The sequence below is a fragment of the Streptomyces sp. NPDC048171 genome, assembly GCF_043202655.1.
Taxonomy (GTDB): domain Bacteria; phylum Actinomycetota; class Actinomycetes; order Streptomycetales; family Streptomycetaceae; genus Streptomyces.
In genome coordinates, this window is the sequence record NZ_JBIDAU010000006.1 from 116,585 (window position 1) to 134,191 (window position 17,607).

13 protein-coding genes are annotated in these 17,607 nt (G+C 71.8%); 4 read left to right on the forward strand and 9 right to left on the reverse strand.

Going from position 1 to position 17,607, the window contains the following annotated elements; genetic code table 11:
* Positions 1–11 precede the first annotated feature (11 nt).
* Genes nuoL through nuoN form a run of 3 tightly spaced genes read left to right on the forward strand, consistent with a single transcriptional unit; the run spans position 12 to position 5,202 of the window.
* Entirely contained in the window at positions 12–1,976 is a 1,965-nt protein-coding gene (nuoL, locus tag ACGF3J_RS18070; RefSeq protein WP_161329693.1) for an NADH-quinone oxidoreductase subunit L, read from the forward strand.
* A 5-nt stretch (positions 1,977–1,981) separates the two neighbouring features.
* On the forward strand, positions 1,982–3,553 hold the full coding sequence (locus ACGF3J_RS18075; protein ID WP_161329692.1) for an NADH-quinone oxidoreductase subunit M: 1,572 nt from the start codon (positions 1,982–1,984) through the stop codon (positions 3,551–3,553).
* Positions 3,550–5,202 carry an NADH-quinone oxidoreductase subunit NuoN gene (gene nuoN, locus ACGF3J_RS18080; RefSeq protein WP_161329691.1) on the forward strand — a complete coding sequence of 551 codons (1,653 nt, stop codon included), beginning with the start codon at positions 3,550–3,552 and terminating at the stop codon, positions 5,200–5,202. Before ACGF3J_RS18075 ends, nuoN begins: the two co-directional genes overlap by 4 nt.
* 74 nt (positions 5,203–5,276) lie before the next feature.
* Here the strand turns inward: nuoN and ACGF3J_RS18085 are convergent, their stop codons facing one another.
* Positions 5,277–5,876: a Uma2 family endonuclease gene (locus ACGF3J_RS18085; RefSeq protein WP_161327971.1), complete on the reverse strand. Its 600-nt coding sequence runs from the start codon at positions 5,874–5,876 to the stop codon at positions 5,277–5,279.
* 232 nt (positions 5,877–6,108) lie between these two features.
* Here ACGF3J_RS18085 and recQ point away from each other — a divergent pair, with 232 nt between their 5' ends.
* Positions 6,109–8,115, forward strand: a complete 2,007-nt coding sequence (gene recQ, locus ACGF3J_RS18090; RefSeq protein ID WP_161327972.1) for a DNA helicase RecQ — start codon at positions 6,109–6,111, stop codon at positions 8,113–8,115.
* A gap of 62 nt (positions 8,116–8,177) precedes the next feature.
* On the opposite strand, the gene ACGF3J_RS18095 is transcribed toward recQ, so the two are convergent.
* The 8 genes from ACGF3J_RS18095 to fahA all read right to left on the reverse strand — a co-directional run bounded on the left by ACGF3J_RS18095 (position 8,178) and on the right by fahA (position 17,585).
* A complete protein-coding gene (locus ACGF3J_RS18095; protein ID WP_161327973.1) occupies positions 8,178–10,907 on the reverse strand; it encodes a fumarate reductase/succinate dehydrogenase flavoprotein subunit in 2,730 nt (909 codons plus the stop codon).
* A gap of 11 nt (positions 10,908–10,918) precedes the next feature.
* Positions 10,919–11,794, reverse strand: coding sequence for an ABC transporter ATP-binding protein (locus tag ACGF3J_RS18100; RefSeq protein ID WP_161327974.1), 876 nt, complete (start codon positions 11,792–11,794; stop codon positions 10,919–10,921).
* Complete coding sequence (locus ACGF3J_RS18105; RefSeq protein WP_161327975.1) at positions 11,772–12,656, reverse strand: ABC transporter permease; 885 nt, start codon at positions 12,654–12,656, stop codon at positions 11,772–11,774. Before ACGF3J_RS18105 ends, ACGF3J_RS18100 begins: the two co-directional genes overlap by 23 nt.
* Complete coding sequence (locus ACGF3J_RS18110; protein ID WP_161327976.1) at positions 12,653–14,020, reverse strand: ABC transporter substrate-binding protein; 1,368 nt, start codon at positions 14,018–14,020, stop codon at positions 12,653–12,655. The genes ACGF3J_RS18105 and ACGF3J_RS18110 overlap by 4 nt, the downstream gene beginning before the upstream one ends.
* Positions 14,021–14,033: 13 nt before the next feature.
* Positions 14,034–14,261 (reverse strand): ferredoxin family protein, encoded by a 228-nt coding sequence (locus ACGF3J_RS18115; protein WP_030145386.1) that lies wholly within the window; start codon positions 14,259–14,261, stop codon positions 14,034–14,036.
* A 34-nt stretch (positions 14,262–14,295) separates the two neighbouring features.
* Positions 14,296–15,084: a GntR family transcriptional regulator gene (locus tag ACGF3J_RS18120; protein ID WP_161327977.1), complete on the reverse strand. Its 789-nt coding sequence runs from the start codon at positions 15,082–15,084 to the stop codon at positions 14,296–14,298.
* A gap of 175 nt (positions 15,085–15,259) precedes the next feature.
* Positions 15,260–16,198 (reverse strand): M56 family metallopeptidase, encoded by a 939-nt coding sequence (locus ACGF3J_RS18125; RefSeq protein ID WP_161327978.1) that lies wholly within the window; start codon positions 16,196–16,198, stop codon positions 15,260–15,262.
* 160 nt (positions 16,199–16,358) lie between these two features.
* Entirely contained in the window at positions 16,359–17,585 is a 1,227-nt protein-coding gene (fahA, locus tag ACGF3J_RS18130) for a fumarylacetoacetase (RefSeq protein WP_161327979.1), read from the reverse strand.
* Positions 17,586–17,607 lie beyond the last annotated feature (22 nt).

Here is a 17,607-nt window from a genome sequence, read left to right on the forward strand (position 1 = left end):
GTCGCTGAATCGTGGAGAATCTGATTGCGCTGCTTGTCGCGGCGCCCTTGCTCGGAGCTGCGGTTCTGCTGTGCGGCGGACGCCGGCTCGACGCCGTCGGCCACTGGATCGGCACGCTGCTGGCGGCCGCGTCCTTCGTGATCGGCGTCGTCCTCTTCGCCGACATGCTCGGCAGCGGCGCCGAGGACCGCACTCTGACGCAGCACCTGTTCAGCTGGATCCCCGTGGAGGGATTCCAGGCCGACGTCGCCTTCCGGCTCGACCAGCTGTCGATGACGTTCGTCCTGCTGATCACCGGCGTCGGCTCGCTGATCCACCTGTACTCCGTCTCCTACATGGAGCACGACGAGCGCCGCCGCCGCTTCTTCGGCTATTTGAACCTGTTCCTCGCGGCGATGCTGCTGCTCGTGCTCGCCGACAACTACCTGCTGCTGTACGTCGGCTGGGAGGGCGTCGGACTCGCCTCCTACCTGCTGATCGGCTTCTGGCAGCACAAGCCCAGCGCCGCCACCGCCGCGAAGAAGGCCTTCCTGGTCAACCGCGTCGGCGACATGGGCCTGTCCATCGCGATCATGCTGATGTTCCTCTGGTTCGGGACCTTCGCCTTCGGGCCGGTGCTCGGCGGCGAGGGCGAGGCCGGGCTCGCGGGCTCGGCCGGCGAGGGCAAGCTCACCGCGATCGCCCTGATGCTGCTGCTCGCCGCCTGCGGCAAGTCCGCCCAGGTGCCGCTCCAGTCCTGGCTCGGGGACGCGATGGAGGGCCCGACCCCGGTCTCGGCCCTCATCCACGCCGCGACCATGGTGACGGCGGGCGTCTACCTGATCGTCCGCTCCGGCGCGATCTTCAACGGCGCGCCCGACGCGCAGTTGGTGGTCGCCATCGTGGGCGCGGTCACGCTGCTGTTCGGTGCGATCGTCGGTTGTGCCAAGGACGACATCAAGAAGGCGCTGGCCGGCTCGACGATGTCGCAGATCGGCTACATGGTGCTGGCCGCCGGACTCGGCCCCATCGGCTACGTCTTCGCGATCATGCACCTGGTGACGCACGGCTTCTTCAAGGCCGGCCTGTTCCTCGGCGCGGGTTCCGTCATGCACGGCATGAACGACGAGGTCGACATGCGCCGCTACGGCGGACTGCGCAAGTACATGCCGGTCACCTTCGTCACCTTCGGCCTCGGCTATCTCGCCATCATCGGCTTCCCGGGTCTGTCCGGCTTCTTCTCCAAGGACAAGATCATCGAGTCGGCGTTCGCCAAGGGCGGTACCGAGGGCTGGATCCTCGGCGGCGTGGCCCTGCTGGGTGCGGCCATCACGGCGTACTACATGACACGCGTGATGCTGATGACGTTCTTCGGCGAGGAGCGCTGGCGCAAGGCGCCGACGGCGTCGCCCGCGTCGCCGGATGTGGAGCCGGCCGCCGAGACCCGCGGCGCGTACGAGCCTCCGCACCCGCACGAGTCGCCGAAGCTCATGACGATCCCGATGATCGTGCTGGCCGTCGGCTCGGTGTTCGGCGGTGCGTTCTTCAGCATCGGCGACCGGTTCGTGCACTGGCTCGAGCCCATCACCGGGCACGACCACGGACACGCCCCGATCAGCGCCCTGACGGTCACCGTCTCCACGGTGGCCGTGATGGTGATCGGTGTCGCCGTCGCCTGGGCGCAGTACGGGCGCCGTCCGGTCCCGGCGGTCGCCCCGCGCGGGTCGCTGCTCACCCGGGCCGCCCGGCGCGACCTGCTCCAGGACGACTTCAACCACGTCGTACTGGTCCGCGGCGGCGAACACCTCACGCGCTCCCTGGTCTACGTCGACCACACCCTGGTCGACGGGGTCGTCAACGGCACGGCGGCCTCGGTCGGCGGCCTGTCCGGGCGGATGCGCAAGCTGCAGAACGGGTTCGCGCGCAGTTACGCGGTCTCGATGTTCGGCGGTGCGGCGGTCCTCGTCGCCGCGACCCTGCTGATGAGGGCGGTCTGATACCGATGTCCTTTCCCCTGCTGACAGTCACGGCGGCCCTCCCGGCCGTCGGGGCGATCGCCACGGCCGCCGTGCCGGCCGCGAAACGCACCGCGGCCAAATGGCTCGCGCTGCTCGTCTCGCTGGCCACGCTCGCGCTGGCGATCGCGGTCCTGGTCCGGTTCGACCCGGGCGGCGACCGTTACCAGCTCACCGAGTCGCACTCCTGGATCGCGGACTTCGGCGTCCGGTACGAACTGGGCGTGGACGGCATCGCGGTGGCGCTGATCGCGCTGACCGCGCTGCTGATCCCGTTCATCATCCTCGCGGGCTGGCACGACGCCGATCCGCTGGAGACCGGCAGCAGCCGGTGGCGGCCGACGCAGGGCTTCTTCGCCCTGATCCTGGCCGTCGAGGCGATGGTGATCATCTCGTTCGAGGCCACCGACGTCTTCCTCTTCTACATCTTCTTCGAAGCCATGCTCATCCCGATGTACTTCCTCATCGGCGGCTTCGGGGACCGGGCCCACGAGCACGGCGAGAAGACGGCGGCGACGCAGCGGTCGTACGCCGCGGTGAAGTTCCTCCTCTACAACCTGGCCGGCGGTCTGATCATGCTGGCCGCGGTGATCGGGCTCTACGTGGTCGCGGGGAACTTCTCGCTCACCGAGATCGCGGCGGCCCGCGCGAGCGGCGAACTCGACATGGCGACCAGCACCGAGCGCTGGCTCTTCCTCGGCTTCTTCTTCGCCTTCGCGGTGAAGGCGCCGCTGTGGCCGCTGCACACCTGGCTGCCCAACGCCATGCAGGAGTCGACCGCCCCGGTCGCGGTGCTCATCACGGCGGTCGTCGACAAGGTCGGCACCTTCGCGATGCTCCGCTTCTGCCTCCAGCTCTTCCCGGAGGCGAGCAAGTGGGCGACGCCGGTCATCCTGGTCCTGGCGGTGGTCAGCATCATCTACGGCGCACTGCTCGCGGTCGGCCAGCGCGACATCAAGCGGCTGATCGCGTACGCGTCGATCTCGCACTTCGGCTTCATCATCATGGGCATCTTCGCGATGACCAGCCAGGGCCAGTCCGGCGCGACGCTGTACATGGTCAACCACGGCATCTCGACCGCGGTGCTGATGCTGATCGCCGGCTTCCTGATCTCGCGGCGCGGCTCGCGGCTGATCGCCGACTACGGCGGGGTGCAGAAGGTGGCGCCGGTACTCGCCGGCACCTTCCTGATCGGCGGCCTCGCGACCCTCTCCCTGCCGGGCCTCGCGCCCTTCATCAGTGAGTTCCTGGTCCTGGTCGGCACGTTCACGCGCTACCCCGTGATCGGCATCATCGCCACCTTCGGCATCGTCCTCGCCGCGCTCTACACCCTCGTCCTCTACCAGCGGACGATGACGGGCCCGGTGAAGCCGGAGGTCTCCGCCATGCCCGACCTGCGGGTGCGTGAGCTGGTCGTGGTGGCGCCGCTGGTCGCGCTGCTGATCTTCCTGGGCGTCTTCCCGAAGCCCGTCACGGACATCGTCAACCCCGCGGTGGAGCAGACCATGTCCGACGTACACAAGAAGGACCCCCAGCCTGAGGTGGAGGCGGCCAAGTGAGCGCAACAGCCGTCCACAGCCTGTGGACAACGGCGGCGGCCGACCCGATCGCCAAGATCGACGCGCCGAAGATCGAGTACGGGCAGCTCGCGCCCACCCTCATCATCGTCGGCGCGGCGATCATCGGAATCCTGGTCGAGGCCTTCGTGCCCCGCAGGGCCCGCTACTACGTGCAGATGTTCGTGTCGGCCGTCGCGCTGGTCGCCGCCTTCGCCGCGGTCGTCGCGCTCGCGGCGGGCGGATACGGCACGACCAAGGCGGGCATCGCGGCGATGGGCGCCATCGCCGTCGACGGACCGGCCCTCTTCCTGCAGGGCACGATCCTGCTGGTGGCGCTGGTCGGCCTGTTCACCTTCGCCGAGCGGCGGCTCGACCCGGAGACGCACGGCAACCGCGTCGACTCCTTCGCCGCGCAGGCCGCGGCCGTACCGGGCAGCGAGAGCGAGCAGAAGGCGGTCAAGGCGGGCTTCACCACCACGGAGGTGTTCCCGCTCCTGCTCTTCGCGGTCGCCGGCATGCTGGTCTTCCCGGCCGCCAACGACCTGCTGACGCTCTTCGTGGCCCTGGAGGTCTTCTCCCTCCCGCTGTACCTGCTCTGCGCGCTGGCCCGCCGCAAGCGGCTCATGTCGCAGGAGGCGGCGGTCAAGTACTTCCTGCTCGGCGCCTTCGCCTCCGCGTTCACCCTCTTCGGCATCGCCCTGCTCTACGGCTACGCGGGCTCCATGTCGTACGGCACGATCGCCCAGGTCGTCGACGGCACCGTGCAGAACGTCACCCCGGCACTCGCTGACACCATGGGCAACGACGCGCTGCTGCTCGTCGGCTCCGCGCTGATCGTCATGGGCCTGCTGTTCAAGGTGGGCGCGGTGCCGTTCCACATGTGGACGCCGGACGTGTACCAGGGCGCGCCGACGCCGGTGACCGGCTTCATGGCGGCGGCGACCAAGGTGGCCGCCTTCGGCGCGCTGCTGCGCATCCTCTACGTCGTCCTGCCCGGCCTGCGCTGGGACTGGCGGCCGGTGATGTGGGCCGTGGCGATCGTCACCATGCTGGGCGGCGCGATCGTCGCCATCACGCAGACCGACATCAAGCGGCTGCTGGCGTACTCGTCGATCGCGCACGCGGGCTTCATCCTCGCCGGTGTCATCGCGACCACGCCGGACGGCATCTCGTCCGTCCTCTTCTACCTGGCCGCGTACTCCTTCGTCACGATCGGTGCCTTCGCCGTGGTGACGCTGGTGCGCGACGCGGGCGGCGAGGCGACGCACCTGTCCAAGTGGGCCGGGCTCGGCCGCAGGTCACCGCTGGTGGCGGCGGTGTTCGCGATCTTCCTGCTGGCCTTCGCGGGCATCCCGCTGACCTCCGGGTTCTCCGGCAAGTTCGCCGTGTTCAAGGCGGCGGCGGAGGGCGGCGCGGCCCCGCTGGTCGTGATCGGCGTGATCTCCTCGGCGATCGCGGCGTTCTTCTACATCCGCGTGATCGTCCTGATGTTCTTCAGCGAGCCCCGGCCGGAGGGCCCGACGGTGGCGGTCCCGTCCCCGCTGACGATGACGGCGATCGGCGTCGGAGTCGCGGTCACGGTGGTGCTCGGCGTGGCACCGCAGTACTTCCTGGACCTGGCCGGCCAGGCGGGGGTCTTCGTGCGCTGACGCGGCGCCTGCTGTGCCTGAGACGGCGGCCCGGCACCCCTCGGGGGTGCCGGGCCGCCGTCGTGAGTGCGGGGCTACTCGACGCCGCGACGCGCCTTGATGGCGGTGAGATCCAGGTCCATCGGGAATGGGGCGCTGAGCTTCATGCGCTCACGGAAGATGCCGACGCCGGTGTAGGCGCCGGTGGTGGGCTCCAGCTCGAAGGCGTGGACGACGGCGAGCCCCTTCTCGTTCTCCACCCTCCAGTAATGGGCGATGCCGGCGCGGGCGTATTTGAGGGGCTTGGTCTCGCGGTCGCGGGAGACGGATTCGGGGGAGACGACTTCGACGGCCAGGGTGACGGCCTCGGCGGGGTAGCGGGTCTGCTGCGGGTCGTCGACCACGTCGCCGCGCACGATGATGACGTCCGGTTCGGGCCGGTTCTGCCGGTCGATGTCGATGGTGAACTCGCGAATGACCTCGAAGTCCGCCGGGGCGAGGGACTGAAGCTGCCAGTTGAAAAAGTCGACAGCGCGTGAGTGGAAAAGGGTCTGCGGACTCACGAAGACGAGGCTCCCGTCGATCAGCTCCGTGTGCGGAGGCAGGTTCGGAAGCCGGTCCAGGTCGTCGGCGGTCCAGCCGCCCTCCGGCGGGACCGGCCAGTCGGGCGTGGACGCCTTCGGTGCGACGCTCATCAGTGCTCCCATGGGACGGAGTCTCGCGGGTGCAATCAGACTATCCGCCGGAATCGGGCGCGTCTTCTGCGAACGTGTGAACGGTCATCGTGTCCTTGACGCGGGCGGCAACAGGCACCCTGTGGATAACTCCGAGGCTGTCGGCGCGGGCCCCTATCGTTGAGGCAGTGGTCGGGACAGGACGGACCAGACAGACCAGACGGGCGAGGCAGGACGTACGGGGGACGGGACGATGGGCGGGACGGGTGTGATCGGCGAGATGGCAGAGGCGGCAGAGGCGGCAGAGGCGAGGCGCGTGGACGACGGGGGCAGCGAGGCGCTGGCCACGTTGCACCGGGTCTTCGGGTACGAGGCCTTCCGCGGCGAGCAGGAAGAGGTCGTCGACCACGTGGTCGCGGGCGGCGACGCCGTCGTGCTCATGCCCACCGGCGCCGGAAAGTCGCTGTGCTATCAGATTCCGGCCCTGGTCAGGCCAGGCACCGGCGTCGTGGTCTCTCCGCTCATCGCGCTGATGCAGGACCAGGTGGACGCCCTGCGCTCGCTCGGCGTGCGGGCCGGCTTCATGAACTCCACGCAGGACTTCGACGAGCGGCGCGTCGTGGAGGCCGAATTCCTCGCCGGTGAGCTGGACCTCCTCTACCTGGCCCCCGAGCGGCTGCGCCTCCAGGGCACCCTCGATCTGCTCTCCCGCGGCAAGATCTCGCTCTTCGCCATCGACGAGGCCCACTGCGTCTCGCAGTGGGGCCACGACTTCCGGCCCGACTACCTCGCCCTGTCGCTGCTCGGCGAGCGCTGGCCTGACGTCCCCCGCCTCGCGCTCACGGCTACGGCCACACACGCGACCCACCGCGAGCTGACCGAGCGGCTGAACATGCCGACGGCGCGGCACTTCGTGGCCAGCTTCGACCGGCCCAACATCCAGTACCGGATCGTGCCGAAGACGGACCCCAAGAAGCAGCTGCTGAGCTTCCTGCGCGAGGAACACCCGGGCGACGCGGGCATCGTGTACTGCCTCTCGCGCAACTCCGTCGAGAAGACCGCCGAGTTCCTGTCCCGCAACGGCGTGGAGGCGGTGCCGTACCACGCGGGCCTGGACGCGGGCACCCGCGAGGCGCACCAGTCCCGGTTCCTGCGGGAGGAGGGCCTGGTGGTCGTGGCCACCATCGCCTTCGGCATGGGCATCGACAAGCCGGACGTGCGGTTCGTCGCCCACCTGGACCTGCCCAAGTCGGTCGAGGGGTACTACCAGGAGACCGGCCGCGCCGGCCGCGACGGACTGCCGTCGACCGCGTGGATGGCGTACGGACTCAACGACGTCATACAGCAGCGGAAGCTGATCCAGTCCGGCGAGGGCGACGAGGCCTTCCGCCGTCGGGCCCAGTCCCACCTGGACTCCATGCTCGCGCTGTGCGAGACCGTCCGCTGCCGCCGCGGCCAGCTCCTCGCCTACTTCGGCCAGGATCCGGACCCGTCCGGCTGCGGCAACTGCGACACCTGCCTCACCCCTCCGGAGACCTGGGACGGCACGGTGGCGGCGCAGAAGGTGCTGTCCACGGTGGTGCGGCTGAAGCGGGAGCGCGGGCAGAAGTTCGGCGCCGGGCAGATCATCGACATCCTGCTGGGCAAGCGCACCGCCAAGGTGATCCAGTTCGACCACGACCAGCTCTCCGTGTTCGGCATCGGCGAGGATCTCGCCGAGGGCGAGTGGCGGGGCGTCGCCCGGCAGCTCCTCGCCCAGGGACTGCTCGCGGTCGAGGGGGAGTACGGCACGCTGGTGCTGACCGACGACAGCGGTGCGGTGCTGCGGCGGGAGCGCGAGGTGCCGCTGCGCAAGGAACCCAAGAAGCCGGCGGCGGCACGCGGGACGGCCGCCCGCGGCGAGCGCAAGGCCAAGGCCGCCGCGGCCGAACTGCCCGAGGAGCTCCAGCCGGCGTTCGAGGCGCTGCGCGCCTGGCGGGCCGAGCAGGCTCGCGAACAGGGCGTCCCGGCCTACGTGATCTTCCACGACGCCACGCTCAGGGAGATCGCCACGGTATGGCCCACCTCCGTCGGACAGCTCGGCGGCATCAGCGGCGTCGGTGAGAAGAAGCTCGCGACCTACGGGGAGGGAGTGGTGGCCGTGCTCGCGGGACTCTCCGGGTCCTCGCAGGCGACTCCCGCCTCCGGCGGCGACACCGGGCCCGGCCCGGACGAGTGGCCCGACACCGAGCCCGAGCCGGAGCCCGAGGACTGGATATAGAGGGCTGGACCTGGTTGTAGAGGACGCGGCCGGGCGCCGGACGTCCCGGCCGGTCCTCGGCGTCACAGGGCCCGGGCCGCGTACGCCCTGACGTCGGCGTCGCTGTCGGTGGTCGCCGTCGCGAGGGCCGACCTGGCGTCCGGTGTACCGTCCGCGTGCCGGGTCAGGGCCAGCACCGCGGCCTTGCGCACGTCGGCGTTCGGATCGGCGAGGGCCTTGGCGAGGACGGGGACCGCGCTGCCGGGGACCGCCGCGGACAGAGCGCCGGCCGCTCCGGCCCGGACCTGCCAGGCGGGGTCGGACAGCGCGGCGACCGCCCGTTCTGCCAGCGGTGCCGGGCAGCCCGTCCGGGCCAGGGCCGCGAAGGCCGCGCCGCGGACCAGGGCGTCGGGGTCCTCGGTGAGCCGGTCGAGCGCACCGCCGGCACCATTGGACGCCCGCAGCGTCCCCAGCGCCTTGGCGACGGTGACCCGGACCTCGCGGGACGGATCCTCCGCCGCCGGGGAGAGCGACTCCGCCGCGTCCAGGGCCACCAGCCCGCGCACCGCCTCGATGCGCACCGACGGGTCCGGGTCGCCGAGGTAGGCGGTGAAGGTGCCGGTCTCGCCCAGCCGCAGAATGCGCAGCAGGTCGAGGGCGGTGGCGCGGACCACCGGGTCGGCCTCGGCCAGGGCCCGCACCAGGGGTTCGCCCAGGGCCGGTTCGGGCGCCAGCGTGTCGGCCAGTTCGCGGAGCGAGGCCGCGGCGGCGGCGCGCACCTCGCCGTCCGCGTCGGACAGGACGGTGGCCAGGACAGGGCCGGTGCCGACGGGGGTGGTCTCGGTGAGCACGGTGACCGCCGTGCGCCGTACCGCGGGTTCGGGATCGGACAGGTACGGCCGGAGGGCGGGCAGTTCGGGTTCGTCGTCGGCGAGGGCCAGCAGTTCGAGGAGGCGGGGGGAGGTCGTGGCGGTGGGCTCGGCGGAGCCGCCTCCGTGCTCGTCGCCGGTGCCCGTGAGCGGCGTACCCGCGGCACGGGGCGCCGCGTCGCGCGGGCCGGCGGTCGAGACCTGCTCGGGGTGCACCTCGCCGAGGTGCCGGGAGACACCGCCGACCGGCGTGAACTCGTCGATCGGCACCAGATACGGAGCCACGGGACGGGCCGTGAACTCCATCGCACCGGAGGGGGCCTTGTGCAGATCGAGATGGTGGAACCAGGCGGCGTCGTCGCGCTCCGGGATGTCCACGCGCTCGTGGTAGAGACCCCAGCGGGATTCGGTGCGGGCCAGCGAGGCCCGGGCGGCCATCTCCGCGCAGTCGCGGATGAAGGAGACCTCGGCGCAGCGCATCAGCTCGTGCGGGGTACGCGCGCCCATCGCCGCGATGTCCGCCCGCATCCGCTCGAAGGACTCCAGGGCGAGCGACAGCCGGGCGCCGGACTTCGGCGGGGCCACGTAGTCGTTGACGAAGCGGCGCAGCTTGTACTCGACCTGGGGCTGCGGCGGGCCGTCGGGGTTGCGCAGCGGGCGGTAGACCAGCTCGTGCGCCTCACGCAACTGGTCGGACGGCAGTTCGCCCGGGTACGCCGTGTGTCGCGACGCGTCCGCGCCCGCCAGGTCGCCGAAGACGAACGCGCCGATCATGTAGTTGTGCGGCACACAGGCCAGGTCGCCGGCGGCGTAGAGGCGCGGGACCGTGGTGCGGGCGTGGTCGTCCACCCGTACCCCCGAGGCGGAGTGGCCGCCGCACAGGCCGATCTCGGAGATGTGCATCTCGACGTCGTGGGTGCGGTAGTCGTGCCCGCGGCCCGCGTGGAAGGTGCCGCGCGTCGGGCGCTCCGTCGAGTGCAGGATCGACTCCAATGCGGAGACGGACTCCTCCGGGAGGTGGCTGAGCTTCAGGTACACCGGCCCCCGGTCGCCGGCCACCTCCGCGGCGAACTCGGCCATCATCTGACCCGACCAGTAGTCGGAGTCGACGAAGCGCTCGCCGTGCCGGTTGACCTGGTAGCCGCCGAAGGGGTTGGCGACGTAGGCGCAGGCGGGGCCGTTGTAGTCCTTGATCAGCGGGTTGATCTGGAAGCACTCGATGCCGGTCAGTTCGGCGCCCGCGTGGTAGGCCATGGCGTAGCCGTCACCGGCGTTGGTGGGGTTCTCGTAGGTGCCGTAGAGGTAGCCGGAAGCGGGCAGGCCGAGCCGTCCGGCGGCTCCGGTGGCCAGGATCACGGCGCCCGCGCGGACGGTCACGAAGGCGCCCGTGCGGGTGTTGAACCCGGCCGCGCCCACCGCCCGGCCCTCCGCCGTCAGGACCCGCACCGGCATCACGCGGTTCTCGATGCGGATCCGCTCGCGCATCTCGCGCCGCCGCAACTGCCGGTACAGGACCTTCTTGACGTCCTTGCCCTCGGGCATCGGCAGCACGTAGGAGCCGGAGCGGTGCACCTGCCGGACCGCGTAGTCGCCGTGCTCGTCCTTCTCGAACTTCACCCCGTACGACTCCAGCCGCTGGACCATGGCGAAGCCGCGGGTGGCGGTCTGGCGGACGGTGGACTGGTCGACGATGCCGTCGTTGGCGCGGGTGATCTCGGCGACGTAGTCGTCGGGTTCGGCACGGCCGGGGACGACCGCGTTGTTGACGCCGTCCATGCCCATGGCGAGGGCGCCGGAGTGGCGGACGTGGGCCTTTTCCAGGAGCAGCACGTCCGCACCGTGCTCGGCCGCGGTCAGCGCGGCCATCGTGCCGGCGGTACCGCCACCGATGACGAGGACGTCGCAGGTGAGTTCTTCGGCGTCGGTGAGCGCGGGGATCTCCACCAGAGGGCCTTTCAGGTGCCGAGGGATGTCAGTACGTCGCGCCGCAGCGCCACCCGGGCCGGATCGTCGTGCGCGGCACGCTCCCGGGGCCGGGGCACGTCGCGTACGGCGGTGAGGCGGCCGGCGCCGAGCAGGGCCACCCGGTCGCCGAGGAACAGGGCCTCGTCCACGTCGTGGGTGACGAAGACGACGGTTGCGCCGGTGCCGCGCAACACCTCCACCAGCAGGTCCTGCATGCCGGCGCGGGTCTGGGCGTCGAGGGCGCCGAAGGGTTCGTCCATCAGGACGGCGCGGGGGTGCCCGGCGAGCGCGCGGGCCAACTGGGCGCGCTGGCGCTGTCCGCCGGAGACCCGGTGGGGCAACTGCCGTGCCTGCGCGGTGAGCCCGACGCGGTCCAGCCAGGACGTGGCCTGGTCCCGGCGTTCGGCGCGGGGGAGGCGCTGGATGGCGAGGGGGAGTTCGACGTTGGCGCGCAGGGTGCGCCAGGGCAGGAGGGCGTCCTCCTGGAAGACCAGCGCGCGGTCCGCTCCCGGGCCGGTGATCAGGTGTCCGTCCTGTTCCGCCGTCCCGGCCAGTGGGGGCAGCAGCCCGGCAAGGGTGCGCAGCAGGGTCGACTTGCCGCAGCCGGACGGGCCGACGACGGTGAGGATCTTGCCGGGTGGGACGTCGACGTCCACGCCGGTCAGCGCGGTGGCGCCGGGGCGGCCGAGGGCCGCGTCGCGGAGGGTGAGCCGGGTGCCGCGCGGGGTTCGGGTGCCGGTGGCCGTCTTCGTGCCGGTGGCGTTCTTCGTGCCGGTCGCGGTACTGGTTCCGGTCGCGGTACCGGTTCCGGTCGCCGTCCCGGCCCCGGTGTCGGTCCCGGCCTCAGTCTCGGACGAGGTGCTCATCGCGTGCCTCCTCGGGTTCGGTGCTCGTGGGCACGGCGGTGTCCGTGGACCGGGGTGCCTCGCCGGCCCGCCGTACGGACCTCGGCCGGGCGGCGGGGACGTACGCCGTGCGGGGCAGCCAGTGGGTCAGGCGGCGGCCCAGCAGTTCGACGGCCGTGGAGGTCAGCCAGCCGAGTACGCCGATGGTGACCATGCCGACGAAGACGCCCGGGTAGTCGACGACGGTGTAGTCCTGCCAGGTGCGGTAGCCGACGCCGTACTGGCCGGAGATCATCTCGGCGGAGATCACGCAGATCCACGAGACGCCGATGCCGACCGACAGACCGCCGAACACGCCGGGCAGGGCGCCCGGCAGCACCACCGAGGCGAGCACCCGCCACCGGCCGCCGCCCATGGTGCGGACCGCCTCCTCCCACGTCGGGGCGAGAGCGCGGACCGCGTGCCGGGTGGAGACCAGCACCGGGAAGAAGGCCGCGGTGCACGTGATGAAGACGATGCCCTGCTCGTTGGAGGGGAAGAGGAGGATCGCCACGGGGACGAGGGCGATCGCGGGGACGGGGCGGATCACCTCCAGCACCGGGCCGAGCAGGTCCTCGGCCAGCCGCGACCGGGCCACGAGCACACCGGTCGCCACGCCCAGGACGGCGGCGAGCAGGAAGCCGGTGAGGATGCGGGTGAGGCTGTCGGTGAGGTCCGTCCAGTAGTCGGGTCCCGCCAGCCGGTCCGCGAAGGCGTGGGCCACGTCGCGGACGGTGGGGAACTGCGAGAAGCGCAGCCACAGGTCGACGTCCCGGCTGGTCAGCAACTGCCAGAGACCGAGGGCGGCGGCGAGCGAGCCGGCGCGCAGCGCGTACCGGATCACGACGCCCGCTCCAGCGCCTCGGCGTATGTGACGACGCGGGCTCCGCCGTGGTCGGCGACGTACTCCCGCGCGGTCTCCGGCGCGAGGAAGGGCAGCAGTCCGGTGCCGTCGGCCACCCACACCGACTGGTCGGCGAACCACAGGGTGCCGGTGGTGGCGTCGGGGACATAGGCGGCGCGCACCTCGTCGCGGTGGGCGGCCACGTGCTTCAGCAGGGCGACGGGGGAGGTGAAGGAGAGCGTCTTGCTCGCTCCCTTCGGCCAGACCTCCCCGGCCGGCTTCGGAGGTCCGGCGGCGAGCCGCTGGGCGTACGCGGCCGGACCGAGCGCCTTCTTGACGTACCGGTCGTCGACGAAGGCGTCCACGTCCACGTCGCCGGTGAGCTTCGCGTCCCGGAGGATCGACACGTCCTTTTTGAGGGCCGCGACGAGCCGGGGCTTGATCGCCGGGTCGAAGGTGGCGATGCCCTGGGCGCCGTTGTAGAGGTAGACGGCCTCGGCGGGCAGGCCGGTGGCCTTCGCGACCTTCTCGGCGGCGGCCACCGGGTGGGCGTCGAGATAGTCGGTGGCCTGCGCCTGGGCCCTCAGGAACGCCTCCAGTACGGCGGGGCGCTCCTCGGCGAAGTCCTCGCGGGCGGTGACGCCGTGAAAGGTGGGCAGGTCGAGCCGGGCACCGTCGTACAGGGCCTTCGCCTTGCCCTGGTGGGCGAGCAGGCCGGGCCACGCGACGAACTGGGACAGGGCGTCCGCGCTGCCCGAGGAGAGGGCCGAGGCGCCCACCGCGGGCTGCTGGTTGAGTTTCTCGATGTCCTCGGCGGGGTCGAGGCCGGCGCGTTGCAGGGCTCGTACGAGCGTGCCGTCGGCGGCCGAGCCGACGCTCGTCGAGACCTTCTTGCCCTTGAGGTCCTTCAGGGAGGTGAGTGAGGAACCGGGTGCGGTCACGATGGTGTTGAGGCCGCCGCGGAGGTTGTAGCCGGTGACGGAGACCAGGCGGGTCGGCTTGCCGAGCTGCTTGCCGCGGGCCGCGTTGATGAGCAGCGGGAAGTCGCCCATCGAGCCTATGTCGATCTTCCCGGCGGTCATCTGGGCGGTGATGGGGGCGCCGGTGGCGTAGTCCTGCCAGTCCACCTTGTAGGTGACGCCGTCGCCGAGGGCGTTGAGCTGCTGCTCGAAGTGGCCGAGGGAGCGGAGGAGCGTTCCCGCGGTGACCGTGTTGATCGTCCGGGACTGGTAGCCGACGGTCACGGTGACCGTGGAGCCGTCCCCGTCGGCCGACGCGTCGCCGCCGCAAGCGGTGAGGGAGAGGAGCAGCGCCACGGCGGCTGCGGACGCGGTGGCGGGGAGCGCGGTGCGTTTCGGTTTCATGGGAGTCGGCCTCTCACCGGAGCAGGTAGGGCATGTTGACCGTGACCGCCCCGGTGGGGCAGCGGGCGGCGCACGGGCCGCAGTACCAGCACTCGTCGACGTGCATGTAGGCCTTGCCGTTGCGCTCGTCGATGGCGAGGGAGTCCAGCGGGCACATGTCCACGCAGAGGGTGCAGCCTTCGATGCACTTCGACTCGTCGATGGTCACGGGCACGTCGGCCCGCTGGGGCGCCAAGGGCATGGCTGTCTCCAGGGAGGGTGCGCGAAAGGGGTGTTCAGAGGGACCGGTGCAGCAGGCCGCTCATCGCGATGCGGTCGCCGCGGAAGCGGACGAACTCCAGGTCCACGGGGCGCCCGTCGGCGAGGTGGGTGAGCCGTTCCAGCATGAGGACGGCGGTGCCGCGTGGCGCCTCCAGCACGGCGGCGGTGTGCGCGTCCGCGGTCACCGCCTCCAGGGTGATGTCGGCGTGGCCGAGCGGCCGGCCGGTGACGGATTCCAGGAGCCGGAAGACGTCGGTGTTCTCCAGGTCGGCGCCGAGCAGCGCGGTACCGATGTCGAGGGGCAGGTAGGTGAGGTCGAGGGAGAGGGGGACGCCGCCCAGGCGGCGCAGACGCTCGATGTAGAGGACGTCGGCGCCGGGCGGTACGCGGAGGCGTTCGGCGACCGGGGCGGGGGCCGGTACGGGGACCGTGGTGCGGACCTCGTTGGTGACGCGGCCCTGTTCGTGCAGGGTCTCCGCGAGGCCCATCAGGCGGTCGAGCCCGTGGGCGTACTTGCGGGCCACGACCACGGTGCCGATACCGGGCCGGCGGGCCACGAGGCCCTCGGCGCGCAGCAGGTCGAGAGCCTGACGGACGGTGTTGCGGGTGGCGCCGTAGTCGACGACGAGGGCGTCCTCGTGGGGGAGTGCGCCGTCGGGGAAGGCGTCGTCCAGGAGTTGGCGGCGGAGCAGGTCGGCGAGCTGACGGGCCCGGTCGGCGCGCAACCGGCGGCGCGCGCGGTGGGCGGCGACGGTGGTCGCGCCCTGGCCGGCGTGGTCGCGGATGCGGTCGGTGGGCGGCATGGCTGGAACCATACCCATCCGGTGGGGTTAGTGGTGTTGCTGGATTGTTGCGCCACCCGGGGCTCCGCCGGGTGGTGGGGTGAGCTGGGGTTTCCGGGAGCGAGGCGGGACTTCTGCCACCGGTTCGCGGAGTTGCCCGGCGCCGTCGTGGGCCGAGGGCGGGTGTCGTGCGGATTTACGTGAGCGCCGTCAAGCCCGGGGCGAAGGTGATCAGGAGAGGGACGAGGGGCACCAGTGCGGCCGTTGCCGTGGTCAGGGCCCGGTGGCGTGGGGTCAGGCGGGGTGGGGGCTCCAGGAGGCGGTCGACGCGTTCGCCGAGGAGGCGGTGGCTGGAGGCGCAGGACAGGACGCCGCGGTGCTGGTTCAGCTCGATCAGGGCCAGCGCCGTGGTCAGGTGGCCGCAGCGCCGGGAGGCCGTGTCGTCGGCGGACAGTTCGACCAGGCGATGCGTCTGGTCGCAGAAGTGGGCGAAGAGCGGGACGCGCGGGAAGCCGGTGGCCAGCGCGGTGGACAGGTGCAGCAGCCAGTCGTGGCGGGCCCGGGCGTGGCCGCGCTCGTGGGTGAGCACGGCGTCGAGCTGGTGGTCGGTGAGGCGGTGCAGGGCGCCCGTGGTGACGATCAGCTGCGCCGGGCTGCCCGGCAGCCACCAGGCGTCCGGGTACTCGTCCTCCAGGACCAGCAGCGGCCCGCGGGCGGCGGGGAGCCCGGCGGGCAGGTCCGGGGCGCGCTCGCGCAGGTGGGCGCGGGACCGGGCGCGCCGCCTGCGGGCCTCGACGAGTTCGCGGCCCAGCATCGCGGTCGTCCAGGCGGCGCCGGCGGCCAGCAGCAGGGTCAGGGCGGCCGCCCAGGCAGGACCGGTGGAGAGGTTGTACGCGGCGGTCACCGCGGGCGGCGCCGGTGCGAAGAGCTGGGCGCGGACGGTGCCGAAGACGGCGGTGGCACCGAGGGCGAGGGCCGTCAGACAGCACAGCAGGACGGTGGCGACGAGGCACTGCCACACCCACAGCGCGACCACGGGGTCCCGCTCGGGCCACGCGGACCGGGTCAGCGCGCGCGGCACCGGCACCGCGGCGGTCACGGCGACGGCGAACAGCAGGAGCAGGCAGACGGTCATGCCACTGGCTCCGGATCCTGGTCGAGAGGACGGGCGGCTCTGGCAGTGCGGACGGGGTGCCCGCGCACACCGTCCGACGCCAGTATGCCGCCGTCGGACGGTGTGAGTCAGGTGCCGGCGCCCACCGGTTCCGAATGCCCCTTCGCCACCCGGCCCCGGCTCATTCCCCCCGTCCGGCCACCCGCCCCGTCACCTCGCCCAGCCCCACCCGGATCCCGTCCGGACCCGGTGCCCATGCCGACAGGGTCACCACGTCCCCGTCCTCCAGGAACGTCCGCTTGCCGTCGGGGAGTTCCAGCGCGTCGCGGCCGTTCCAGGTCAGTTCGAGGAGCGACCCGCGTTCCCGTTCGCCGGGTCCGCTCACCGTGCCCGAGCCGTAGAGGTCGCCGGTGCGCAGTGAGGCGCCGTTGACGGTCATGTGGGCCAACTGCTGGGCGGCCGTCCAGTACATGGTGGAGAACGGCGGCTCGGAGACGACGTGACCGTTGACCGCGACGGTGATCCGCAGGTCGTAGCCGCCGGGCTCGGCGTGGTCGTCGGCCGTGTCGTCCAGGTAGGGCAGCAGCTCGTGCGTGCGCGCGGGGGGCGCCACCCGCGCCTCCTCCAGGGCGTCCAGCGGCGTGATCCACGCCGACACCGAGGTGGCGAAGGACTTGCCGAGGAACGGGCCGAGGGGGACGTACTCCCAGGCCTGGACGTCCCGCGCGGACCAGTCGTTGAGCAGGCACAGCCCGAAGACGTGCTCGCGGAAGTCGGCGAGCGCGACCGGGTCGCCCGGTTCGGACGGCACCCCCACCACGAACCCGACCTCGGCCTCGATGTCGAGGCGGACGGACGGGCCGAAGACGGGCGCGGCGTCGGCCGGTGCCTTGCGCTGCCCCGACGGGCGTACGACGTCCGTGCCCGAGACGAACACCGTGCCGGAGCGGCCGTGGTAGCCGATCGGGAGGTGCTTCCAGTTCGGGGTGAGGGAGTCGGCGGCGTCGGGGCGGAAGATCTGGCCGACGTTGCGGGCGTGGTTCTCGGAGGCGTAGAAGTCGACGTAGTCCGCGACCTCGAACGGCAGGTGCAGGGTCACCGACGACAGCGGGTGGAAGAGGGGTTCCAGCGTCTCGCGGTGGGAGGGCACCGTCACCCAGGCCGTCAGCGCGCGCCGCACGTCGGACCAGGCCGTGCGGCCCGCCGCCAGCAGCGGGTTGAGGGTGGGCCGCGCGAGCAGGGAGGCGTACGGCGATCCGAGCGCGTGGGCCGCCGCTCCGGCGTCGAGGACGTGGTCGCCGAGCCGGACGCCCACCGTCCGCTCCTGCGTGCCGGGGATCGAGAACACGCCGTACGGAAGGTTGTGCGGGCCGAAGGGGTCGCCCTCGGGGACATCGAAGGGGGGCATCGGGTGCTGCCTCGCTTTCGTG